This window comes from Bradyrhizobium manausense (assembly GCF_018131105.1).
GTDB lineage: Bacteria > Pseudomonadota > Alphaproteobacteria > Rhizobiales > Xanthobacteraceae > Bradyrhizobium > Bradyrhizobium manausense_B.
Genome location: NZ_JAFCJI010000001.1, coordinates 4166188 through 4188004 on the forward strand (window position 1 = coordinate 4166188; position 21817 = coordinate 4188004).

The 21817-nt window shown below is 65.2% G+C and carries 23 protein-coding genes; 7 read left to right on the forward strand and 16 right to left on the reverse strand.

Annotation, left to right across the window (positions count from 1 at the left end):
- Positions 1–70: 70 nt before the first annotated feature.
- Positions 71–604 (forward strand): hypothetical protein, encoded by a 534-nt coding sequence (locus JQ631_RS19920; protein ID WP_212328356.1) that lies wholly within the window; start codon positions 71–73, stop codon positions 602–604.
- 126 nt (positions 605–730) lie between these two features.
- On the opposite strand, the gene JQ631_RS19925 is transcribed toward JQ631_RS19920, so the two are convergent.
- From JQ631_RS19925 to ffh, 7 genes are all read right to left on the reverse strand, one after another.
- Complete coding sequence (locus JQ631_RS19925; protein WP_212328357.1) at positions 731–940, reverse strand: hypothetical protein; 210 nt, start codon at positions 938–940, stop codon at positions 731–733.
- Positions 941–1033: 93 nt separating this feature from the next.
- Positions 1034–2440 carry a 3-isopropylmalate dehydratase large subunit gene (gene leuC, locus JQ631_RS19930; RefSeq protein WP_212328358.1) on the reverse strand — a complete coding sequence of 469 codons (1407 nt, stop codon included), beginning with the start codon at positions 2438–2440 and terminating at the stop codon, positions 1034–1036.
- A gap of 324 nt (positions 2441–2764) precedes the next feature.
- Positions 2765–3145 carry a 50S ribosomal protein L19 gene (rplS, locus tag JQ631_RS19935; protein WP_212328359.1) on the reverse strand — a complete coding sequence of 127 codons (381 nt, stop codon included), beginning with the start codon at positions 3143–3145 and terminating at the stop codon, positions 2765–2767.
- A 109-nt stretch (positions 3146–3254) separates the two neighbouring features.
- Complete coding sequence (gene trmD / locus JQ631_RS19940; protein ID WP_212328360.1) at positions 3255–4010, reverse strand: tRNA (guanosine(37)-N1)-methyltransferase TrmD; 756 nt, start codon at positions 4008–4010, stop codon at positions 3255–3257.
- Between the two features lie 107 nt (positions 4011–4117).
- Complete coding sequence (gene rimM, locus JQ631_RS19945) at positions 4118–4678, reverse strand: ribosome maturation factor RimM (RefSeq protein ID WP_212328361.1); 561 nt, start codon at positions 4676–4678, stop codon at positions 4118–4120.
- Between the two features lie 9 nt (positions 4679–4687).
- Positions 4688–5020, reverse strand: coding sequence for a 30S ribosomal protein S16 (gene rpsP, locus JQ631_RS19950; protein WP_014438992.1), 333 nt, complete (start codon positions 5018–5020; stop codon positions 4688–4690).
- An 85-nt stretch (positions 5021–5105) separates the two neighbouring features.
- Positions 5106–6653 carry a signal recognition particle protein gene (ffh, locus tag JQ631_RS19955; RefSeq protein WP_212328362.1) on the reverse strand — a complete coding sequence of 516 codons (1548 nt, stop codon included), beginning with the start codon at positions 6651–6653 and terminating at the stop codon, positions 5106–5108.
- Between the two features lie 316 nt (positions 6654–6969).
- Between ffh and JQ631_RS19960 the strand changes: the two genes are divergently transcribed.
- Positions 6970–8031, forward strand: a complete 1062-nt coding sequence (locus JQ631_RS19960; RefSeq protein WP_212328363.1) for an MBL fold metallo-hydrolase — start codon at positions 6970–6972, stop codon at positions 8029–8031.
- An 81-nt stretch (positions 8032–8112) separates the two neighbouring features.
- Here the strand turns inward: JQ631_RS19960 and JQ631_RS19965 are convergent, their stop codons facing one another.
- Complete coding sequence (locus tag JQ631_RS19965) at positions 8113–8817, reverse strand: SIMPL domain-containing protein (protein WP_212328364.1); 705 nt, start codon at positions 8815–8817, stop codon at positions 8113–8115.
- Between the two features lie 5 nt (positions 8818–8822).
- Positions 8823–9566: a GyrI-like domain-containing protein gene (locus JQ631_RS19970; RefSeq protein WP_212328365.1), complete on the reverse strand. Its 744-nt coding sequence runs from the start codon at positions 9564–9566 to the stop codon at positions 8823–8825.
- 219 nt (positions 9567–9785) lie between these two features.
- Between JQ631_RS19970 and dapF the strand changes: the two genes are divergently transcribed.
- Positions 9786–10661 (forward strand): diaminopimelate epimerase, encoded by an 876-nt coding sequence (dapF, locus tag JQ631_RS19975; RefSeq protein ID WP_212328366.1) that lies wholly within the window; start codon positions 9786–9788, stop codon positions 10659–10661.
- Entirely contained in the window at positions 10661–11914 is a 1254-nt protein-coding gene (mtaB, locus tag JQ631_RS19980) for a tRNA (N(6)-L-threonylcarbamoyladenosine(37)-C(2))-methylthiotransferase MtaB (RefSeq protein WP_212328367.1), read from the forward strand. Before dapF ends, mtaB begins: the two co-directional genes overlap by 1 nt.
- Here the strand turns inward: mtaB and JQ631_RS19985 are convergent, their stop codons facing one another.
- Positions 11915–13024, reverse strand: coding sequence for a DUF2336 domain-containing protein (locus JQ631_RS19985; protein WP_212328369.1), 1110 nt, complete (start codon positions 13022–13024; stop codon positions 11915–11917).
- A 104-nt stretch (positions 13025–13128) separates the two neighbouring features.
- Complete coding sequence (locus tag JQ631_RS19990; protein ID WP_212328370.1) at positions 13129–13830, reverse strand: RluA family pseudouridine synthase; 702 nt, start codon at positions 13828–13830, stop codon at positions 13129–13131.
- Between the two features lie 61 nt (positions 13831–13891).
- Between JQ631_RS19990 and ftsY the strand changes: the two genes are divergently transcribed.
- Together ftsY and JQ631_RS20000 are read left to right on the forward strand one after the other, a co-directional pair.
- Positions 13892–14836, forward strand: a complete 945-nt coding sequence (gene ftsY, locus JQ631_RS19995) for a signal recognition particle-docking protein FtsY (protein ID WP_212328371.1) — start codon at positions 13892–13894, stop codon at positions 14834–14836.
- A 3-nt stretch (positions 14837–14839) separates the two neighbouring features.
- A complete protein-coding gene (locus tag JQ631_RS20000) occupies positions 14840–15442 on the forward strand; it encodes a septation protein A (protein ID WP_148778471.1) in 603 nt (200 codons plus the stop codon).
- A gap of 82 nt (positions 15443–15524) precedes the next feature.
- Here the strand turns inward: JQ631_RS20000 and JQ631_RS20005 are convergent, their stop codons facing one another.
- From JQ631_RS20005 to ccmA, 5 genes are all read right to left on the reverse strand, one after another.
- Positions 15525–16118: a DsbE family thiol:disulfide interchange protein gene (locus JQ631_RS20005; protein ID WP_212328372.1), complete on the reverse strand. Its 594-nt coding sequence runs from the start codon at positions 16116–16118 to the stop codon at positions 15525–15527.
- The gene (gene ccmD / locus JQ631_RS20010; RefSeq protein ID WP_212328373.1) at positions 16115–16300 is read right to left on the reverse strand and encodes a heme exporter protein CcmD; all 186 of its coding nucleotides are present in this window, start codon (positions 16298–16300) and stop codon (positions 16115–16117) included. Before ccmD ends, JQ631_RS20005 begins: the two co-directional genes overlap by 4 nt.
- Positions 16297–17082, reverse strand: a complete 786-nt coding sequence (locus JQ631_RS20015) for a heme ABC transporter permease (RefSeq protein ID WP_212328374.1) — start codon at positions 17080–17082, stop codon at positions 16297–16299. Before JQ631_RS20015 ends, ccmD begins: the two co-directional genes overlap by 4 nt.
- Positions 17083–17172: 90 nt before the next feature.
- Positions 17173–17841, reverse strand: a complete 669-nt coding sequence (ccmB, locus tag JQ631_RS20020; RefSeq protein WP_212328375.1) for a heme exporter protein CcmB — start codon at positions 17839–17841, stop codon at positions 17173–17175.
- A 256-nt stretch (positions 17842–18097) separates the two neighbouring features.
- Positions 18098–18700 carry a heme ABC exporter ATP-binding protein CcmA gene (gene ccmA / locus JQ631_RS20025; protein ID WP_212328376.1) on the reverse strand — a complete coding sequence of 201 codons (603 nt, stop codon included), beginning with the start codon at positions 18698–18700 and terminating at the stop codon, positions 18098–18100.
- 243 nt (positions 18701–18943) lie between these two features.
- Here ccmA and acnA point away from each other — a divergent pair, with 243 nt between their 5' ends.
- Positions 18944–21664, forward strand: a complete 2721-nt coding sequence (gene acnA / locus JQ631_RS20030) for an aconitate hydratase AcnA (RefSeq protein ID WP_212328378.1) — start codon at positions 18944–18946, stop codon at positions 21662–21664.
- Positions 21665–21817: the final 153 nt, after the last annotated feature.

Genomic DNA, 21817 nt, shown 5'->3' on the forward strand with positions numbered 1-21817 from the left:
CTGCAAATGAACAGCGATGGCGCAAGACGCTGCGCCGGAATGGCGCTGTCCACATTCAGGGAGAAATTCCATGCTGAGGATCTTGGGTCCCGGGACAAGTTCGCTGCGCCTGCTCGGGCTTGCAGCCGTTGCCACGCTGATGCTGGCGGCCGGGACCACGCGCCGCGCTGAAGCGATGACGCCGATCAATCCGACCGCGTTGCCGGCGGCGAAGGCTGCAAGCGCCGACATGATGATCCAGGTCCGCCATGGCGGCGGCGGCGGTGGCGGACATTTCCATGGCGGCGGCGGACATTTCGGCGGCTTCCACGGTGGTGGAGGTCACTTCCACGGTGGCGGCTTCCGCGCTGCGCCGGCCTTCCATGGCGGCGGCATGCGCTACGGTGGCATCCACTATGGCGGCTATCATCGTCACTGGGGCGGCGGCTACTATCGTCCGCATTACGGCTATCGCCATTTCCACCGGCGCTATTATTACGGCGGCTATTATCCCTCCTACCACTATCCGCGCCGCTGCCGGGTGATCTGGACCTATTACGGTCCGCGCCGCATCTGCCACTGGCACCGGTGGCATCGCTGGCACCACCCGTACCGCTACTATTGATGATGTGAGTTTGTGCCAGCCGCGCACGCGTCATGGCCGGGACGAGCCCGGCCATCCACGTTCTCAAGTGCGCGCGTCAAAGACGTGGATGCCCGGGACCGAGCCCGGGCACGACGGAGAGACTTGCTACTGCCAACCCTTCAGCTTCCACGACGCCGGCGTCCACCGCATCAGCGTCTCGATCTTCCATTTTCTGAACATCGCAGGCGGCCAGCGGCTCAGCTTCGAGGTTTCCTCGACCTCGGGCTTGGCGACGATACGCAGCGGCGCCGCGCGCCGCCGGTGCTGGCGAGTCGCGTCGCTGATCAGATCGACATATTCAGGCTTGTTGGCCATGCGCTCGTCCTCGCGAACCGTCGCGAGGACGAGAATGTGGGCGAAGCCGCTTAACGGCCGCTTGCCGCGATCACTACAATTGCAGGGAGCGGCTCAGCGCCAATCCCTGACGTCGACGAAGTGGCCCGCGATCGCCGCGGCCGCCGCCATCGCCGGCGATACCAGATGCGTGCGGCCCTTGAAGCCCTGGCGTCCCTCGAAATTGCGGTTCGAGGTCGAGGCGCAACGCTCCTCCGGGGCAAGCTTGTCCGGGTTCATCGCGAGGCACATCGAGCAACCGGGCTCGCGCCATTCGAAGCCGGCCTTGATGAAGATCTTGTCCAGACCCTCAGCCTCGGCCTGTTCCTTCACGAGGCCGGAGCCCGGCACGACCATGGCGTTGACATGTGCGGAGACGCTCTTGCCTTCGGCGATCTTGGCCGCGGCGCGCAGATCCTCGATGCGGCCGTTGGTGCAGGAGCCGATGAAGATGCGGTCGAGCTTGATGTCGGTGATCTTCGTCCCTGCGGTCAGGCCCATATATTTCAGCGCGCGATGCTTCGAGATGCGCTTGGCCTCATCCGCGATCTTGTCAGGGTCTGGCACGAGGCCGGTCACCGAGATGACGTCCTCAGGCGAAGTGCCCCAGGTCACGATCGGCGGCAGCTTCGCGGCGTCGAGGCGCAGCTCGTTGTCGAAATGCGCGCCTTCGTCTGAGCGCAATTTCTCCCAGTAGCGCATCGCCGCGTCCCAGTCGGCGCCTTTCGGCGCCTTCGGGCGGCCGCGCAGGAAGTCGTAAGCCTTCTGGTCGGGCGCAACGAGACCGGCGCGGGCGCCGCCTTCGATCGACATGTTGCAGACCGTCATACGGCCTTCCATGCTGAGCGCGCTGATTGCATCGCCGGCGTATTCCAGCACGTAGCCGGTACCGCCCGCGGTGCCGATCTCGCCGATGATGGCCAGGATGATGTCCTTGCCCGTCACGCCCTCCGGCAACTTGCCGTCGACGGTGACGCGCATGTTCTTCGCCTTCTTCTGGATCAGCGTCTGCGTCGCCAGAACGTGCTCGACCTCCGAGGTGCCGATGCCGTGCGCGAGCGCGCCGAACGCGCCATGCGTCGAGGTGTGGCTGTCACCGCAGACGATGGTGGTGCCGGGCAGTGTGAACCCCTGCTCGGGGCCGATGACGTGGACGACGCCCTGGCGCTTGTCGAACTCGTCGTAATATTCGATGCCGAACTCCTTGGCGTTCTCCGCCAGCGCCTTGATCTGCTCGATGCTTTCAGGATCGGGATTCGGCTTGGTGCGGTCGGTGGTCGGCACATTGTGGTCGACGACGGCGAGCGTCTTCTCGGGTGAGTGCACCTTGCGGCCGGTGGCGCGCAAGCCTTCGAACGCCTGCGGCGAGGTGACTTCGTGGACCAGATGGCGATCGATATAGAGCAGGCAGGTGCCGTCCTCGGCTTCGTGCACCAGATGGTCGTTCCAGATCTTGTCGTACAGGGTGGTCGGCTTGGACATGAGCTTAAGCTCCGAAGGACTGTGTGAAGCGAATGTGCGCGGGTGACGCGCGGGCAACAAAATCGTCAGCGCAGCTTTCAGGCTGCGCGCGTAAGCTCTGACGTTGCCGAAGTCGCGAAGCGTCCGAAGAACCGGCCAGGCAGCCGCGAGCGGTCGTCGATGACGATGCGCCGGGGGCCCACGAAGCTGGTCGGATCTGGAAACATTCCAGGAATATATAGCAGGCCGGTTTGGAAGCGCGAGTGGTTTGACGCGCACGGCTGACGCAACAAAAAAGCGCGGGGTTTTGCCCCGCGCTCTCTCAAACTCGTCTGGTCGCGGAGCTTACTCGTTGACGGCCTTGGCGTGCTCGGTCTTCTCGACGATACGAGCCGACTTGCCGCGGAGATTGCGGAGGTAATAGAGCTTGGCGCGACGCACCTTGCCGCGACGCACCACCTTGATCGAGTCGATCATCGGCGACATCACCGGGAACACGCGCTCAACGCCTTCGCCGTAGGAGATCTTGCGAACGGTGAAGCTCTCGTTGAGGCCACCGCCGGAACGGCCGATGCAAACGCCTTCATAGGCCTGCACGCGGGTGCGGTCGCCTTCGACGACCTTCACGTTAACGATCACGGTGTCGCCGGGACCGAATTCCGGAATGTCCTTGCTGGCGGAGAGCTTGTCGAATTGCTCTTTTTCAAGCTGTTGGATCAGGTTCATGGGTAAATCTCCATCGGCGCGCCCAGCCTTGGAAACGGGGGCTGCGCGAAATTCGTTTATCCAGCCATTGCGGATGTGGCCGCTCCTATAAGGCAAGCCGGAGCGTTTGTCACCCGTCTGTCTTGTTTTTTGGCGTTTTTTGGCGTCCCGGCCGATTCGGGGTTTTGGGCGGAATTTGAGACCATAAATCGGGCCGCCGCGCCGCTGTCAGAGCCTCGGATTGCGCACGCCGCCAGCTAGCGACCTTGGCGTGGTCCCCGGAGGTCAGGATCTCAGGGATCGGGACCCCCTCGAATAGCTGCGGGCGGGTGTATTGGGGGTATTCGAGCAGGCCGTCGGAGAAGCTTTCGTCGGTTCCCGAAGCTTCCTTGCCCATCACCCCCGGCAGCAGCCGGACGCAGGCGTCGATCAGGGCGAGGGCCGCGATTTCGCCCCCGGAGAGCACGTAATCGCCGATCGAGACCTCTTCCAGGCCACGCCCGTCGATGACACGCTGATCGATCCCCTCGAACCGCCCGCAGACGATCAGGGGGCCGGGACCTCGAGCAAGCTGGGTCACGCGGGCCTGGGTCAATGGCCGACCGCGTGGGCTCATCAGCAGTTTCGGCCGATCCGGGCTGATTTCAGCGGCGTCGATGGCCGCAGCGAGAACGTCCGCCCGCAGCACCATGCCCGGCCCTCCGCCGGCCGGGGTGTCGTCGACGCTGCGATGTCGATCGGTGGCTGAGGCCCTGATATCCCGCGCCTCGATCTCCCAGAGGCCGGACGCCAGCGCGCGGCCAGCGAGGCTCACGCCGAGCGGCCCCGGAAACATCTCCGGAAACAGCGTTAGCACCGTCGCGCGCCAGGGTGAGGGATGGGTCATCGTGCTTCAAAATTCCGTCGTCCCGGCGAAGGCCGGGACCCATAGCCACTGCAGTCAATTTTGCGGCGACTGGAGTCATCAGCTTAGCCAAAAACCACGGGCTGTGGTTATGGGTCCCGGCCTTCGCCGGGACGACCCGGAGAGAGGTCCTCGTCTCCGTCCTTATCGCCCTCGATCTCCTGCGGCATCGCGATCACGACGCGGCCGCCGGCGATGTCGACCTCGGGCACCACCGCGTTGGTGAACGGCAGCAGCATCGTCGCACCCTTCAGCGGCGCGATCTCGATGATGTCGCCGGCGCCGAAATTATGGATGGCGAGCACGCGGCCGAGTGCATCGCCATCAGTGGTGACGGCGGCGAGCCCGATCAGATCGGCGTGGTAATATTCGTCCTCGTCGGTCACGGGCAGCTTTTCGCGCGCGACGTAGAGTTCAATGCCGTTGAGGCGCTCGGCCTCATCGCGGGTCGTGACTCCCTTGAAGGTCGCGACCAGATGGTCCTTGGCCTCGCGGGCCTGCGCCAGCTCGAACTGGCGCTTGCCGTCCTTGGACAGAAGCGGACCGTAGCGCTTCACGGCAAAGGGATCTTCGGTGAAGGTCCACAATTTGACCGCGCCGCGCACACCATGCGCGGCGCCGATCCGCGCGACGCAGATCAGCGCCGACATGGATGAGCCTTAGCCCTTCGCAGCGGCTTCGGCCTGCGCCTTGCGCTCCTTGCGCGGCACGGCCTTCTCTGGGTTGTTGCGTGCTTCGCGCTTCTTGACGCCGGCGGCGTCGAGGAAGCGGGACACGCGGTCCGACGGCTGCGCGCCCTTGGCGAGCCAGGCCTTCACCTTGTCCATGTCGAGCTTCAGGCGGGTCTCGTTGTCCTTCGGCAGCAACGGGTTGAAATAGCCGAGACGCTCGATGAAGCGGCCATCGCGGGGGAAGCGCGAGTCGGCGACGACGACGTGATAGACGGGACGCTTCTTGGTGCCTGCGCGGGCGAGGCGGATAACGACGGACATTTAGTTCTCCTTCAAAGTACGTTTTGTTCGGTTGATTGGTATTCCGCGTTGCGCGAGACCGATGCGATCCCGTGCGACGAATTCCTCATTTCTTCTTGCCCGGAAAACCGCCGAGACCCGGCAGCGTCGGCTTGCCGCTCAGCCCGGTCAGTCCAGGGACGTTCGGCAGGCCGGTGCGAAGCCCGGCCGGCAAATCCTTCGGCAGGCTGGGCAGACCCTGTCCGCCGCCGCTCTGCATCTTCTCCTGCAGCGCCTTCATCTCGTCCGGAGACGGCATCTTCATGCCGCCGCCAAAGCCCATCGCCTGTGCGATGCCGGCGAGCGGGCCGCGCTTGCCCGAGCCCATGGCCTTCATCACGTCGGCCATGTTCCGGTGCATCTTGAGGAGCTTGTTGACCTGTTCGACGCTCTGGCCCGAGCCCGCGGCGATGCGCTTCTTGCGGCTGGCCTTGAGCAGGTCGGGATGACGGCGCTCGTCGCGCGTCATGGAATCGATCACCGCGACCTGGCGCTTCAAGATCTTGTCGTCGATGCCGGCGGCTGCGATCTGGTTCTTCATCTTGGCGATGCCGGGCATCATGCCCATCAGCCCGCTGATGCCGCCCATGTTCGCCATCTGCAACAGCTGCTCGCGCATGTCGTTGAGGTCGAACTGACCCTTGCGCATGCGCTCGGCGGTGCGCGCGGCCTTCTCGGCGTCGATATTGGCGGCGGCACGTTCGACCAGCGAAACCACGTCGCCCATGCCGAGGATGCGGCCGGCGATACGATCGGGATGGAAATCTTCCAGCGCGTCGGTCTTTTCGCCGGTGCCGATCAGCTTGATCGGCTTGCCGGTGACGGCGCGCATCGACAGTGCGGCGCCGCCGCGGCCGTCGCCATCGACGCGCGTCAGCACGATGCCGGTGAGGCCGACGCGCTCGTCGAAAGCGCGGGCGAGATTCACGGCGTCCTGGCCGGTGAGCGAGTCCGCGACCAGCAGCACTTCATGCGGGTTCGCAGCCGCTTTGATCGCAGCCGCCTCCGCCATCATCTCTTCGTCGAGCGTGGTGCGGCCGGCAGTGTCGAGCAGCACGATGTCGTAGCCGCCGAGCTTGCCGGCTTCCATCGCGCGCTTCGCGATCTGCGGCGGCTGCTGTCCGGCGACGATCGGCAGCGTCGGAATGTCGAGATCGCGGCCGAGCACGGCGAGCTGCTCCATCGCCGCCGGGCGATAGACGTCGAGCGAGGCCATCAGCACCTTGCGCTTGTCGCGCTGGACCAGGCGGCGGGCGAGCTTTGCGGTGGTGGTCGTCTTACCCGAGCCTTGCAGACCGACCATCATGATCGGCACCGGCGGCACGGAATTGACGTCGATGGTCTGGCTTTCGGCGCCGAGCGTGTTGATCAGCTCGTCATGGACGATCTTGACCACCATCTGGCCTGGTGTGACCGATTTGACGACGGTGGCGCCGATCGCCTGCTCGCGGACGCGCTCAGTGAAGCTGCGCACGACCTCGAGCGCAACGTCGGCCTCGAGCAGCGCGCGGCGCACCTCGCGCATCGCGGCATCGACGTCCTTTTCGGTCAGCGCACCGCGCCCCGTCAGACGATCGAGAATGCCACCAAGCCGTTCCGACAGATTGTCGAACAATGAAGTTGTCCTTGTCCTGCTCGCCAGAATGGCGATCTTCCAAACACCTTTACGCCCGAGGGCGCATAGCGCTGTCGGGCGTTGACCTCTGGCCTCAGGGGCCAGGCGGCGGGTCGAAAAGAAAGCCTTTCCGAGAAAGTGGCGGGGTTAAACGCCGCCCGAGCCCAAAAGTCAAGGAAAGTTAGGGTGCCGGGGAGCGTTTGCCAACGCAAGGCCTTGAAAACAGGGCGTTTCCGGCGATGGGTTCCTTTTTCGGCGGTCCCGCCCATATAGCCGGGGATGTCTTACCGACCCAACCATCCCTGAAGCGCGCCCCGTGTCGATCACCCGCCGCCGCCTGTTCGGACTGCTTGCCGGGGCCGGCGCGCTGGTCGGCGTGCCCTCCCTCTGGATGTCCCGCATGAAAACCTATGACGGCCCCGTCTCCGACCATTTCAATGGCCTGCATTTCTTCGATCCGGACGGTTCGCCGCCAAAATCGCTCCGCGAGGTGCTGCGCTGGCAGTTCAGCGGGCGTGAGCGGGCCAAATGGCCGGATTGGGCGCCGAGTCCCCATGCCGATACCCCTCCGGAGCGGGTCGAGGGCGACAAGACGCGGCTCTCTTTCGTCGGCCATGCCAGCTGGCTGATCCAAACCGGCGGCCTCAACATCCTTGTCGACCCCGTCTGGTCGATGCGGGTCTCGCCGGTCAGTTTTGCCGGGCCGAAGCGGCACAACGATCCCGGCATCGCCTTCGAGAAGCTGCCTGACATCGACGTCGTGCTCGTCTCGCACGGCCATTACGATCATCTCGATATCGCGACGCTGTCGCGGCTCGCCAAGAATTTCGCGCCACGCGTGGTCACCCCGCTCGGCAACGACGTGACGATGCGAAGCAGCGACTCCTCGATCAAGGTCGAGGCGTTCGATTGGCACGAGCGCGTCGAGCTCGGTAACGGCATCGCTGCGACGCTGGTGCCGACGCGGCACTGGACCGCGCGCGGCGTGTTCGATCGCAACAAGGCACTGTGGGCGAGCTTCGTGCTGGAGACGCCGGCGGGGAAAATCTACGTCGTCTGCGATTCCGGCTATGGCGACGGAAGCCACTTCCGCCGCGTCGCCGAGAAGCACGGGCCGCTGCGTCTGGCGATCCTTCCCATCGGCGCCTACGAGCCGCGCTGGTTCATGCGCGACCAGCACATGAATCCGGAAGATGCGGTGAAGGCGCTCGCCGATTGCGGCGCGGAGCAGGCGCTCGGGCACCATCACGGGACGTTTCAGCTGACCGACGAGGCGATCGATGCGCCGGCGAAGGCGCTGGTCGAAGCGCTCGATGCCGCCAGGATTCCGCAGGAGCGGTTTGTCGCGATGAAGCCTGGGCAAGTGGTGGAGATTTAGTTCTCGCTACACTCTCCGCTGTCGTCCCGGCCTTCGCCGGGATGACGCTTTTGTTGCAGCAGGCAGTGCGCCTCTTACCGCCTACGGCTCTTTCGCTTTAATCGCCCAGCTCACATTCACCGTCACCGACAGCGTTTCCTCGCCCGGCGCAACCGCGGCAGGCGCGGCCATGGGTGCTGCGGCCATGCGGCCCTTGAACAGCGGCATCGGAGCGCCGCCTTCGGAGACACTGAGCGGCGCACCCAGCGTGACGCCGGTGGCCTTGGCGTAAATCTCGGCCTTGCGCCGCGCATCCGCCACAGCCTGCTCACGCGCGTCGTCCAGCAGCTTTGAGGCCTGCGTCACCTCGAACGAGATGTTGCCGATGTCGTTCGCGCCGGCGCCAACCAGCGTGTCGATGATGCCGGCGACCTTGGTCACGTCGCGGATCTTCACCGTGACGCGATTGGAGGCGCGGAAGCTGACCACGGGCGAAGCGCCGGTCGAGCGGTTCGGCGCATATTGCGGCTGCAGCGACAGACGCGAGGTTTGGTAGTCCTTTTCGGGGATGCCGGCGCCCTTCAGCGCCAGCAGCACCTTGCCCATCGCGGCATTGTTGGCGTCGGACGCTTCCTTCGCGGACTTGGCGTCATTGGCGACGCCGGCGTCGATCTGCGCGAGGTCGGGCGCGGCCGAGACGGTCGCCTCGCCGCTGACGGTGATGGCGGACGGAAAATCGTCGGCGAGCGCGGGCGCGGCCAGCAAAGTGGCGGCGAAAATGGCGGCGAGGGCGGCAGGCTTTTTCATGGGTCTCACTTCAGCGGCACGAACACATTGATCACGAGCTTGTCCTCGGCCGTCTTCAGGGGATCGGTGACGTACTCCTCGACGAACGTGTCCTTGGCTTCGAGCTTCTTGTCGTCGAGGTGATTGGTGATCGCCTCATAGGTATTGTCCATGTTGTCGTAAGAGCCGTGATGAACGAATTTCAGCGCCTTGCCTTCCGGCGATTTTCCGATGCTCATGTCCTTGGTCAGGTTCTTCGGATCCTGATCGACCGGGATCTCGGCGAGGAAGGTGAAGCCGGTATCGTCCGTCGAGGTGTAGACAATCATCGGATTGCCGGCGCGCTTGATGCCCTGCTTGTCCAGCAGCGCGGTCAGCGCCTTGAAGGAGTCGATCAGCGTGTCGAAGGCGGAGTCCCAATTGGCGGTGCCCTTGATCATCACGACCTTCCTGGCCTCGAGCGTGGTCTCCAGCCCAAACGGATCGGCGGTCTGTACCGGGGCGGGTGTGGCGGCCGCGGCAGGGGGCGGAGCCGCCGGGCTCGGTGAGGCGCTGGCGGCGGGGGAGGGCGATGCCGCCGGCGACGGCGTTGCCGCTGGCGTGGGCGAAGCGCTCGCAGCCGGGGCGGGCGCGGCCGACGGGGCCGGCGCGGGGCTCGCCGACGCCGCGGGCGCCGGGCTCGGGGTCTGCGCGAGCACGCCGGGCAGGCCAAGCGTCAAGGCCGCTGCCGGGATCAGCGCGGCCAGTGCGAAACGACGAAACCCGATCATTCTATTCTCCCCAAAACCTTCCGCATCAAAGCCTTGCCCACCAAGGCCCAGATCCGGCCGCACATCCCTGATCGCGCGAATTGCGCCGTTCTAACACGCGAGCGCCAAATTCGTCCCATGACAGATGCGTCATGGCAGACGTCTGGGCCTCGGGCCGTAAATCACTGGCCAAGCGGGCCAAGGATCGCCATATAAGGCAGGCGAAATTCGGGAATTTTCATGAGCGCGCTGGCCAACCACGCATTTGCCAAGATGAACGGCATCGGCAACGAGATCGTCGTTGTCGATATGCGCGATTCCGCCGACAAGATCACGCCGGACGACGCCCGTGCGGTGGCGTCCGCGCAGGGCGGCGTGCCCTATGACCAGCTCATGGTGCTGCAGAAGCCGCGGCTCGACGGCACCGAAGCCTTCATCAGCATCTACAACAATGACGGTTCGGAAGCCGGTGCGTGCGGCAACGGCATGCGCTGCGTGGTTCGTCGCATCTTCGAAAAGACCGGACAGGCCACGGCGACCTTCGAGACCGCGGCCGGCCTGCTCAATGCCTGGCAGGGGCCGGCGCCCGATCTCTACACCGTCGACATGGGTGCGCCGAAGTTCGGCTGGCAGGACATTCCGCTGGCGGAAGAGTTTCGCGACACCCGCTATATCGAATTGCAGATCGGACCGATCGACAAGCCGATCCTGCATTCGCCATCCGTGGTCAGCATGGGCAATCCGCACGCGATCTTCTGGGTCGACGACGTCAACGCCTATGATCTCGAGCGCTTTGGGCCGCTGCTGGAAAATCATCCGATCTTCCCCGAACGCGCCAACATCACGCTCGCTCATATCGCCGATCGCGAGCACATCACCATGCGCACCTGGGAGCGTGGCGCTGGCCTCACCAGGGCCTGCGGTTCGGCGGCGTGCGCGACTGCGGTTGCGGCGGCGCGGCTGAAGCGCACCGAGCGCAAGGTCGAGATGACGCTGCCCGGCGGCAGGCTTGGCATCGAATGGCGCGAGCGCGACGACCACGTGCTGATGACGGGCACCGCGACCTTCGAATATGAAGGCAATTTCGATCCGGCGCTGTTCGCGCCGGCCGGCTGATGGCCGTCGATATCGTCACCTTCGGCTGCCGCCTCAACGCCTTCGAGGCCGAGGTGATCCGCAGCAAGGCGGAAGGCGCGGGTCTTTCCGACACCATCGTCATCAACAGCTGCGCCGTCACCAACGAGGCGGTGGCGCAGGCGCGCCAGTCGATCCGCAAGTTGAAGCGCGAGCGGCCCCATGCGCGCATCGTCGTCACCGGCTGCGCCGCGCAGACGCAAAGCGGCATGTTCGCCGAGATGGCCGAGGTCGATCGCGTCGTCGGCAATGACGACAAGATGCGCGGCGACGCCTGGCGCGCGGCGCGCGAGGCCTTCGATCTCGGCGCCGGCGAGAAGATCGCCGTCAGCGACATCATGGCCGTCAGGGAGATGGCGCCACATCTGATCGACGGCTATGCGAGCGGCCTGCCGCGCGTGTTCGTGCAGGTCCAGAACGGCTGCGATCATCGCTGCACCTTCTGCATCATCCCCTATGGCCGCGGCAATTCGCGTTCGGTGCCGATGGGCGCGGTGGTGGATCAGGTGCGCACGCTGGTCGAACGTGGCCATGCCGAGATCGTGCTCACCGGCGTCGATCTCACCAGCTACGGCACCGACCTGCCGGGCGCGCCCAAGCTCGGCATGCTCACCAGGCAGATCTTGCGGCACGTGCCGGAGCTGAAGCGCCTGCGCATTTCCTCGATCGATTCGATCGAGGCGGATGCCGATCTGTTAGATGCGATCGCTGATGATGCGCGGCTGATGCCGCATCTGCATCTGTCGCTGCAGTCCGGCGACGACATGATCCTGAAGCGCATGAAACGGCGGCATTTGCGGAGCGACGCGATCGCGTTCTGCGATCAGGTGCGGCGGCTGCGGCCGGATATCGTCTTCGGTGCTGACATCATCGCAGGCTTTCCGACCGAGACCGAGGAGATGTTTTCGCGCTCGCTCGACCTGGTCGACGAATGCGGCCTGACGTTCCTGCACGTCTTCCCGTACTCGCCACGCCCCGGCACGCCGGCCGCGAAGATGCCGCAGGTTGCGGGGCCCGCGATCAAGGGGCGCGCGAAACGGCTGCGTGCGGCGGGCGAAGCTGCGTTACGGAAGCGGCTGGATGCAGAGATCGGCGCGACGCGCGATGTGCTGATCGAGAGCGACGGGCAGGGGCGCACCCAGCATTATCTGCCGGTGGCGATTGCCGGTGAGCGCGTGGGCAGTGTCGTGCCGTTGACGATCGTCGGCAGCGATGGCGAGCGGCTCACGATATAGCTACGACGCCCGCACCTGCCAGAAGCGCAGCGTGCGCCGCGCGTTCTCCGGCGACATGCGTGCAAAATTGTTCTTTGCTCTTGCAACATCCGCGGGCTTCATCGCGCCGGTCGCAAACCGGCTTTCGAGCACGGCGGCGGTGGTTTCCCAGCTCAGCTGCGCCGCCTTGCACGGCACCAGCAGTCCGTCTTCGCGCAGGCTCTGCATCAGCGGACGAATCACCTCCACGGTCGAGCCGGACAGTGCCGCCAGCGCAGCTACGGCCTCCTCGTAGCGCCGCTGCCTGGCGAAGCCGAGCAGCGTCGCCTCGTTGAGCTGGCCGGTTGCCTTGAGGTTTCCGATGGCACGCTTGGCGCCCTCGAAATCGCGCACGCCCGACATCTCGCGCTCGACGCCGACGGTCACCGCGGCGATCGCATTCTGGATTTCGTCGAACAGGTCTGGCGGCGCGCGCGACAACAGGCGGGTGCGAACGGTGTCGGTTGCGGAACGCAGCAATCGGCGGCGCAGGTCCGATGGCAGGTCGACGCGGACGCCGATGTTGACCGCGAGCTCGGGATCGCTCTCGGCCTGTCCCACGATGACGGTGAAGCCCTTTCCGGACAGGCGCGCGCCGGGATTGGCGGCGAGCCGCCGGCTCACGCTCGGATAGCGGCGCGCCAGCAGCGCGTCGGTGACGATCTCCTTCAGCCACCAGCGGCCGGCGACCGCGAGCAGATGCGTCTCGCCCTTGCTGGAGGCGATCTTCACCAGTTCGCCGTCGTCGAGGCGCGCAGATTCCTGGAGCACGGGACCGGCGATGCGGATTTCGTCATTGTTGGCGAGGCGGCGGATGACGGAGGGCGGCGCCTGCGCGATCGGCGCGAGCTGGGTGCTGATCTCGGCCAGCGCAACGCGCGCGCCCATGTCGGCGATGGCGCGCAGCTCGATAGTACCGATCAGCCGCTCGAGCACGTCGTCGAACAGCGCGATCTGCTCGTCGTTGAAGCTTCCGGCGGAGGAGAGAAACAGGTCGGTGACGCGCCGGGCGGTCTCCAGGCCCTTTTCCGACGAGCCGGTCCGGATTGCGGATTCGACCTCGTCGATGATCGATAGCTGGGCCGTGGACATGACGCGTTGCTCGTCCTGAGCGGATGACGGAAGCTTGTTCTAAGCAACCGCCATCATTAGCGACGAGCACTGAACGTTTCGTAAACCATGCCTTGGAGAAGTCGCTATTCCCCGTTCCAGCCGCAGGCGCGGAGTTTTTCGTGCATGTGGGGCGGGGCCGGCGCGACGACGCGGACTGGCTCCTTGTTCCGCGAGATCGGCACCACGATCTCGCGGGAGTGCAAATGCAGCTTCGGCTCGCCGAAGCGCGGGCCGTTGCCGTAAATGTTGTCGCCGAAGATCGGCCAGCCGGTCGCGGACGAATGCACCCGCAATTGATGGGTTCGGCCGGTCACCGGTTCCATGGCGAGCCAGGTGAAGCCGTCGCCCCGGCCCATCACCTTCCAGTTGGTGATCGCCTTCTGCCCCTCCGGGTCCGGTTTTTGCCACCAGCCACGCTCGGCATTGAGCCGGCCGAGCGGCATGTCGATGGTACCTTCGTCCTCGGCAGGCCCGCCCTCGACCACGGTCCAGTAGGTCTTGCCGATCTTGCCGTGCTTGAAGAGCAAGCCGAGCGAGGCGGTGGCTTTCCGATGGCGGCCGAGCACGAGGCAGCCCGAGGTGTCCTTGTCCAGCCGGTGGGCCAGCACCGGCGGCCGGGGCAGCCCGAACTGGAGCGCGTGGAAGGAGTCTTCCAGATTGGCGCCGCCCTTGGGGCCGCGATGCACCGGCAGGCCCGAGGGCTTGTCGATGATCAGCATCAGCCCGTCGCGATGAAGTACGCGCGCCTGGATCTCCTCGGCGGTCAATTGGGGAACATCGAGCAATTGCAGGACCTTTGGCTCAACACTTTCGTTTAGAGGCGGGAACGGCTAACACACCGCCACCATGAACGATACCACTGACACCCCCAAGCTGAGCTGGTGGCGCCGCCTGTCGAACGGGCTGAAGCGCACCTCGTCCTCGCTTGGGACCGCGGTCGCCGACCTCGTCACCAAGCGCAAGCTCGACCGCGCCATGCTCGACGACATCGAGGACGTGCTGCTGCGCGCCGATCTCGGCACCGCAGTCGCGGTGCGGATCGCCGATGCGGTCGGCACCGGGCGCTACGACAAGGCGATTTCGCCCGACGAGGTCAAGGACGTGGTCGCGACCGAGGTCGAGAAGGTGCTGGCGCCGGTGGCGAAGCCCCTCGAGATCGAGGCGGGCAAGAAGCCGTTCGTGATCCTCGTGGTCGGCGTCAACGGTTCCGGCAAGACCACGACCATCGGCAAGCTCTCGCAAAAATTTGCGTCCGAAGGCCGCAAGGTGATGCTGGCCGCCGGCGACACGTTTCGAGCAGCAGCCATCGAACAGCTCAAGGTCTGGGGCGAGCGCACCAGGACGCCGGTCGTCGCGGGCGCGCAGGGCTCGGACTCGGCGAGCCTCGCCTTCAACGCGCTGACCGCGGCGAAAGAGCAGAACGTCGACGTGCTCCTGATCGACACCGCCGGCCGCCTGCAGAACAAGGCCGAGCTGATGAACGAGCTCGAGAAGGTCGTGCGCGTCATCCGCAAGGTGGACGCTTCGGCGCCGCACGCGGTGCTGCTCGTGCTCGACGCCACCGTCGGCCAGAACGCGCTGTCGCAGGTCGAGGCCTTCCATCGCACGGCGGGGGTGACCGGCCTGGTGATGACCAAGCTCGACGGCACCGCGCGCGGCGGCATCCTGGTGGCGCTCGCGGAGAAATTCAAACTGCCGGTGCATTTCATCGGCGTCGGCGAAGGCGTCGACGATCTCGCGCCGTTCACCGCGCGCGATTTCGCCCGCGCCATCGCCGGAATCGAAAGCTAGAGAATGGACAAGACCCAGCCGCATCCGCTGTTCAAGCTTGCGACCGAACTCGGTCCGCTGCTCGTGTTCTTCTTCGTCAATGCGAAGTTCAACCTGTTTGCGGCGACCGGCGCCTTCATGGTCGCGATCGTGGCGGCGATGATCGCGTCCTATGTGGTGACGCGCCATATCCCGATCATGGCGATCGTCACAGGCGTGATCGTGCTGGTGTTCGGCACGCTGACGCTGGTGCTGCACGACGAGACCTTCATCAAGGTCAAGCCGACCATCATCTACGGCCTGTTCGCCGCGATCCTCGGCGGCGGCTTGTTGTTCGGCCGTTCCTTCATCGCCGTGATGTTTGACCAGATGTTCAACCTGACCCCGCAGGGCTGGCGCATCCTCACCCTGCGCTGGGCGCTGTTCTTCGCCGGCATGGCGGTGCTGAACGAGATCGTCTGGCGCACCCAGAGCACGGACTTCTGGGTGAACTTCAAGGTGTTCGGCGTCACGCCGCTGACCATGATCTTCGCCATCGCCCAGATGCCGCTGACCAAACGCTACGGTGTCGAGCCGGTGTCGCTGGAGACCAGTGAGGCCGAGGCGGGGGATGTGCGGAAGGGCTGACGGTCTCTCCACTCGTCATTGCTTCGTCGCAAGAGCTCCTCGCAATGACGCGGCGAGAGCGCGCTCGCAATGACCGGCTTGGCTAAGATCCCGCCTTCAACGCCTTCTCCATCTGCGGCAGCAGCACCGTCCGATAGTTTTCTGCCGTGATCGGCCCGACCAGCTTGTAGACGATGGTGCCTTCGGGGCCGACGACGAAGGTCTCGGGCACGCCGTAGACGCCCCATTCGATCGAGGCGCGGCCATTGGCGTCGGCGCCGACGCGGCCGAACGGATTGCCGTAGCGCCCGAGGAAGCGGCGCGCGTTATCCGGCGCGTCCTTGTAGTTGATGCCGACGATCTGGAAGCGCTTGTCCTTGGCGAGCTCCGTCAGCAGCGGTGCCTCGTCGTGGCAGGGGACGCACCAGGAGGCCCAGACGTTGACGAGGCTGACCTTGCCCTTGAACGCGGCGGGATCGAGCCCCGGCACCTGGGCGCTATCGGCCTGCAACCCCTCGAGCGGCGGCAGCGTGGTCTGCGGCGCGGGGTGACCAATCAGCGCAGAGGGAATGCGCGAAGGATCGCTGCTGCCGAGCCGGAACCAGAACAGCACGGCAAGTCCGATGAAGGCGAGCAGCGGCAGCACCATCAGGAAGGTGCGGCGCTGCGGCGGCGCGGAGGTTGTTTGATCGCTCATGGTGTGTCCGTCGCGCTGCGGCCCGAACGGCGGGTGACGCCGCTGCGTTCGAGCTGGCGCAGCCGCTGCGTCTGGTTGCGATAGTCGATGATGACCCAGCCGATCAGCAGCGCGACCACGATGCCGGCGGCGGCATATGACGTGACAATGAACCACGCGTAGGGACCAAGCGACATGATCATGCAGCCCCTGTTGATGCGTTTTCCTGACGCGAGCCGGTGCCCATTTCGCTCGAAAACGCGACGCGGCTCGCTTGCATCATCTGCAACGACCGCACGCGCCGGCGCAAAATCTCGTTGCGCATCGCCGCCAGATGCAGCGTGACGAACAGCAGCGTGAACGCGACCGCCATCACCAGCAGCGGAATCAGGAACGCCTTGTCGAGCGTGGAACCGCCCATGCGCATCACCGAGGCCGGCTGGTGCAGCGTGTTCCACCAGTCGACCGAGAACTTGATGATCGGAAGATTGAGCGCGCCGACCAGTGTCAGCACCGCCGCCGCACGCGCCGCGCGCGAGGGATCCTCCACCGCGCGCCACAGCGCCATCAGGCCGAGATACATCAGGAACAGGATCAGCACCGACGTCAGCCGCGCATCCCATTCCCAATAGGTGCCCCACATCGGCCGACCCCACAGCGAGCCCGTCAGCAGCGCGAGAAAAGTGAAGCTGGCGCCGATCGGAGCTGCGGCTTTCGCGGCGACGTCGGCGAGCGGATGGCGCCACACCAGCGTGCCGAGCGAGGCGACGCTCATCACGCCCCACACGAACATCGACAGCCACGCATTGGGCACGTGGATGAACATGATCTTCACGGTTGCGCCCTGCTGATAATCATCAGGCGCAAGAGCGGATTGATAGAGGCCGATCGTGAGCAGGATGATTGTCGCGGCCGCAAGCCATGGCAGCACCCGTGCACTGAGCGCGAGGAACCGTGTGGGGTTGGCGAGGTCGATCAGCGTCATGTTATTCTGATAATCACCGGAGACTGCTCACGCAATCAGCATGAAAGCGCGCAGCGAAAGTTGATCGGGGTCGAGGCAACCGAGCCCATGTCAGTCCAGTCCATGTTTCAGGCTCGCAGCGGCCGCGAATGGGCCGATCACGAGGCTCACCAGCGACAGCGCGCAGAGGATCGAGAACGGCGCACCGAATGACGACGGTCCCGTGATCGCGGCCTGCGAGGCCGCAACCCCGAAGATCAGCACCGGGATCGACAGCGGCAGCACCAGCACGGCCATCAGCAGCCCGCCCCGGTGCAGCGTCACCGCCAGCGCCGCGCCGATCATGCCGGTGAAGGTCAGCGCCGGGGTGCCCGCGAGCAGCGTCAGCGCCACTGCGCCGGTTGCGACCATATCGAGGTTGAGCAGCAGGCCCAGCACGGGGGTTGCGACAATCAGCGGCAGGCCCGCGGCCAGCCAATGCGCCAGCGCTTTGGCAGCGCAGGCCAGTTCCAGCGGGGTTCGGCTCATCGCGATCAGGTCGAGCGAGCCGTCTTCGTGGTCGGACATGAACAGCCGGTCGAGCGTCAGCAGGCTCGCCAGCAGCGCGCCCAGCCACAGGATCGCCGGTCCCAGCCGTGACAGCAGCGCGAGGTCCGGGCCGACGGCAAACGGCATCAGCACCACCACGGTCAGGAAGAACAGAACGCCGATCAGCGCCCCGCCGCCAACGCGGAGCGCGATCCGGATGTCCCGGCGGATCAGGGCGGAGAGGGCGGTCATGGGACGGCCCCTCCGGCGGGCGGATGGACATGGGAGCCCGGCCCACGCCTCAAGCAGACTGCGCTCCCTCCCCCCTTGCGCGGGAGGGTTGGGGAGAGGGGTAGCCCCGAAAAAGCTGCGCTTGGGTCGAGAGAAGGACTTCGTTCGATTGCGAGAGTCCCCGTGTGGCACCCCTTTCCCTGACCCTTCCCCGCAAGGGGGGAGGGAAGGGAAAGAGCGGAGCCCAGCCGCTTGGAAAGCTGAGGGTCGCGCCGTCTCATGCCGCACCCCCGATCCGCAACTCCCGCGAACCGATCCCGAGCGGCCCATGGGTCGCCGCAATGATCATCCCGCCGCGCGCCAGATGGTCGCGCATCAGGCCGCCGAACATATCCTGGCCGGCGACGTCCAGCGCGTTGGTCGGCTCGTCGAGCAGCCAGACGGGTCGGCGCACCGTGAGCAGCCGGGCCAGCGACAGCCGCCGGCGCTGGCCCGCCGACAGGAAAGCCGCGGGCAGATGGGCGGCGTGGTCGAGGCCGACGGTGGCGAGGCTTTCGGCGGCGTCGCAACGTTCGCCGCCCAGAAATTCAGCCCAGAATGACAGGTTTTCCGCCACGCTCAGCGCCGGCTTCAGAGCATCGCGATGGCCGAGATAGTGGCACTGCTCGGGCAGCGTCATGTCGGCGTCGCCGCCGCCCAGTAAGATCGTGCCGTCAGCCGGAATGAGCAGCCCGGCGATCAGCCGCAGCAGCGAGGTCTTGCCCGATCCATTGCGCCCGACAACCGCCAGGGCTTGGCCGGAGGCAGCCTCGAAATCGAGCCCGGAAAACACTTCGCGCCCGCCCCGCACGCAAGTCACCCCGCGTCCGGACAGCTGCATCTGGCCTGGTACCAACCCGTTCAAAGTCGGGCCTCAGGAAATCTTGGGGTAGCGCATCAGAATTTGTGGCTCGCGACTTGCTGGGTTCGATTGTGGCTGTGGCGGCGCGGTTAGAAAGCTTCTATAAGCCCGGAACTACTTGATGCAGCAACTCAACCTGCCCCTGCAAGCGATCCAGCCCGATACGCTGAAGGTGTTAAAATACCCCCTGCCGGGTAGAACTAACAATTGGGATTTCCTTTCATGACCTCGCTCGACAGCTTCAAATGCAAAAAGACCCTCAAGGTCGGCGCCAAGACCTATGTGTATTACAGCCTGCCCACGGCGGAGAAGAACGGTCTCAAGGGAATTTCGAAACTTCCCTATTCGATGAAGGTCCTGCTCGAGAACCTGCTCCGCAATGAGGACGGCCGCTCGGTCAAGAAGGAAGACATCGTCGCGGTGTCGAAGTGGCTGCGCAAGAAGTCGCTGGAACACGAGATCGCGTTCCGCCCCGCCCGCGTGCTGATGCAGGACTTTACCGGCGTTCCCGCGGTGGTCGATCTCGCCGCGATGCGCAACGCGATGCAGAAGCTCGGCGGCGATGCCGAGAAGATCAATCCGCTGGTGCCGGTCGATCTCGTCATCGACCACTCCGTGATCGTGAACTTCTTCGGTGACAACAAGGCCTTCGGCAAGAACGTCACGGAAGAGTACAAGCAGAACCAGGAGCGCTACGAGTTCCTGAAGTGGGGCCAGAAGGCGTTCTCGAACTTCTCGGTCGTGCCGCCCGGCACCGGCATCTGCCACCAGGTCAATCTCGAATATCTCTCCCAGACGGTGTGGACCAAGAAGGAGAAGATGACGGTCGGCAAGAAGACCGGCACCTTCGAGGTCGCCTATCCCGACTCGCTGGTCGGCACCGACTCGCACACCACCATGGTCAACGGTCTCGCCGTGCTCGGCTGGGGCGTCGGCGGCATCGAGGCGGAAGCCTGCATGCTCGGCCAGCCGCTGTCGATGCTGCTGCCCAACGTCGTCGGCTTCAAGCTGAAGGGTGCGATGAAGGAAGGCGTCACCGCGACCGACCTCGTGCTCACCGTCACGCAGATGCTGCGCAAGCTCGGCGTGGTCGGCAAGTTCGTCGAGTTCTTCGGCCCCGGCCTCGACAATCTCTCCGTCGCCGACAAGGCGACCATCGGCAACATGGCGCCCGAATATGGCGCGACCTGCGGCTTCTTCCCGGTCGACGCCGCCGCGATCGACTACCTCAAGACCTCCGGCCGCGCTCCGGCGCGCGTCGCGCTGGTGCAGGCCTACGCCAAGGCGCAGGGCCTGTTCCGCACTGCCAAGTCGGCTGATCCCGTGTTCACGGAAACGCTGACGCTCGATCTCGGCGACGTCGTGCCGTCGATGGCTGGTCCGAAGCGCCCCGAGGGCCGTATCGCGCTGCCCTCTGTCGCCGAAGGTTTCTCGCTCGCGCTCGGCACCGAGTACAAGAAGGCCGAGGAGCCGGCGAAGCGCTTTACCGTCGAGGGCAAGGACTTCGAACTCGGCCACGGCGACGTCGTCATCGCCGCCATCACCTCCTGCACCAACACCTCGAATCCGAGCGTGCTGATCGGCGCCGGCCTGCTGGCGCGTAACGCCGCAGCGAAGGGCCTCAAGGCCAAGCCGTGGGTGAAGACTTCGCTCGCCCCGGGCAGCCAGGTCGTCGCGGGCTATCTCGCCGATTCCGGTCTGCAGAAAGATCTCGACAAGGTCGGCTTCAACCTGGTCGGCTTCGGCTGCACCACCTGCATCGGCAATTCCGGTCCGCTGCCCGAGGAGATCTCGAAGTCGATCAACGACAACGGCATCGTCGCCGCCGCCGTGCTCTCCGGTAACCGCAACTTCGAAGGCCGCGTCTCGCCGGACGTGCAGGCGAACTATCTGGCATCGCCGCCGCTGGTCGTCGCGCATGCGCTCGCGGGCAGCGTCACCAAGAACCTCGCCGTCGAGCCGCTCGGCGAAGGCAAGGATGGCAAGCCGGTGTACCTGAAGGACATCTGGCCGACGACCAAGGAGATCAACGCCTTCATGAAGAAGTTCGTGACCGCGTCGATCTTCAAGAAGAAGTATGCCGACGTGTTCAAGGGCGACACCAACTGGCGCAAGATCAAGACCGTCGAGAGCGAGACCTATCGCTGGAACATGTCGTCGACCTATGTGCAGAACCCGCCCTATTTCGACGGCATGAAGAAGGAGCCCGAGCCGGTCACCGACATCGTCGAGGCGCGCATCCTCGCCATGTTCGGCGACAAGATCACCACCGACCACATTTCGCCGGCCGGTTCGATCAAGCTCACCTCGCCCGCGGGCCAATATCTCAGCGAGCACCAGGTGCGCCCCGCCGACTTCAACCAGTACGGCACGCGTCGCGGCAACCACGAAGTGATGATGCGCGGCACCTTCGCCAACATCCGCATCAAGAACTTCATGCTGAAGGGCGCGGATGGAAACATCCCCGAGGGCGGCCTGACCAAGCACTGGCCTGACGGCGAGCAGATGTCGATCTACGACGCCGCGATGAAGTACCAGCAGGAGCAGGTGCCGCTGGTCGTGTTCGCCGGCGCCGAATACGGCAATGGCTCCTCGCGCGACTGGGCTGCAAAGGGCACGCGCCTGCTCGGCGTTCGCGCAGTGATCTGCCAGAGCTTCGAGCGCATTCATCGCTCGAACCTGGTCGGTATGGGCGTGCTCCCGCTCACCTTCGAGGACGGCACTTCGTGGTCGTCGCTCGGCCTGAAGGGCGACGAGAAGGTCACGTTGCGTGGCCTCGTCGGCGACCTGAAGCCGCGCCAGAAGCTGACCGCGGAGATCGTGTCCGGCGACGGCTCGCTGCAGCGCGTTTCGCTGCTTTGCCGCATCGATACGCTGGACGAGCTCGATTACTACCGGAACGGCGGCATTCTGCACTATGTGCTGCGCAAGCTCGCGGCCTAAGCGCGAATTTGTGAACGGTGGCTCACCGCGACGTGAGTAGAAGGTTAAACGAAGGCGGCCTATCAAAAGGCCGCCTTCGTACGTTTGCGGCCATGCTTCGGGTGGACCCGCCGGGCAAAAAAGTCGCTTCGGCGGTCGAAGGTGCTGCGCCCC

Coding starts and splice junctions, on each gene's coding strand:
- JQ631_RS19920 (WP_212328356.1), top strand. CDS start 71: ATGCTGAGGATCTTGGGTCCCGGGACAAGTTCGCTGCGCCTGCTCGGG.
- ccmD (WP_212328373.1), bottom strand. CDS start 16,300: ATGATCATGTCGCTTGGTCCCTACGCGTGGTTCATTGTCACGTCATAT.
- dapF (WP_212328366.1), top strand. CDS start 9,786: ATGAGCGCGCTGGCCAACCACGCATTTGCCAAGATGAACGGCATCGGC.
- rimM (WP_212328361.1), bottom strand. CDS start 4,678: ATGTCGGCGCTGATCTGCGTCGCGCGGATCGGCGCCGCGCATGGTGTG.
- ccmA (WP_212328376.1), bottom strand. CDS start 18,700: ATGCAGCTGTCCGGACGCGGGGTGACTTGCGTGCGGGGCGGGCGCGAA.
- trmD (WP_212328360.1), bottom strand. CDS start 4,010: ATGACCCATCCCTCACCCTGGCGCGCGACGGTGCTAACGCTGTTTCCG.
- JQ631_RS20015 (WP_212328374.1), bottom strand. CDS start 17,082: ATGACGCTGATCGACCTCGCCAACCCCACACGGTTCCTCGCGCTCAGT.
- JQ631_RS19965 (WP_212328364.1), bottom strand. CDS start 8,817: ATGAAAAAGCCTGCCGCCCTCGCCGCCATTTTCGCCGCCACTTTGCTG.
- ccmB (WP_212328375.1), bottom strand. CDS start 17,841: ATGACCGCCCTCTCCGCCCTGATCCGCCGGGACATCCGGATCGCGCTC.
- JQ631_RS19985 (WP_212328369.1), bottom strand. CDS start 13,024: ATGTCCACGGCCCAGCTATCGATCATCGACGAGGTCGAATCCGCAATC.
- leuC (WP_212328358.1), bottom strand. CDS start 2,440: ATGTCCAAGCCGACCACCCTGTACGACAAGATCTGGAACGACCATCTG.
- JQ631_RS19925 (WP_212328357.1), bottom strand. CDS start 940: ATGGCCAACAAGCCTGAATATGTCGATCTGATCAGCGACGCGACTCGC.
- JQ631_RS20000 (WP_148778471.1), top strand. CDS start 14,840: ATGGACAAGACCCAGCCGCATCCGCTGTTCAAGCTTGCGACCGAACTC.
- mtaB (WP_212328367.1), top strand. CDS start 10,661: ATGGCCGTCGATATCGTCACCTTCGGCTGCCGCCTCAACGCCTTCGAG.
- ftsY (WP_212328371.1), top strand. CDS start 13,892: ATGAACGATACCACTGACACCCCCAAGCTGAGCTGGTGGCGCCGCCTG.
- rpsP (WP_014438992.1), bottom strand. CDS start 5,020: ATGTCCGTCGTTATCCGCCTCGCCCGCGCAGGCACCAAGAAGCGTCCC.
- JQ631_RS20005 (WP_212328372.1), bottom strand. CDS start 16,118: ATGAGCGATCAAACAACCTCCGCGCCGCCGCAGCGCCGCACCTTCCTG.
- rplS (WP_212328359.1), bottom strand. CDS start 3,145: ATGAACCTGATCCAACAGCTTGAAAAAGAGCAATTCGACAAGCTCTCC.
- acnA (WP_212328378.1), top strand. CDS start 18,944: ATGACCTCGCTCGACAGCTTCAAATGCAAAAAGACCCTCAAGGTCGGC.
- JQ631_RS19970 (WP_212328365.1), bottom strand. CDS start 9,566: ATGATCGGGTTTCGTCGTTTCGCACTGGCCGCGCTGATCCCGGCAGCG.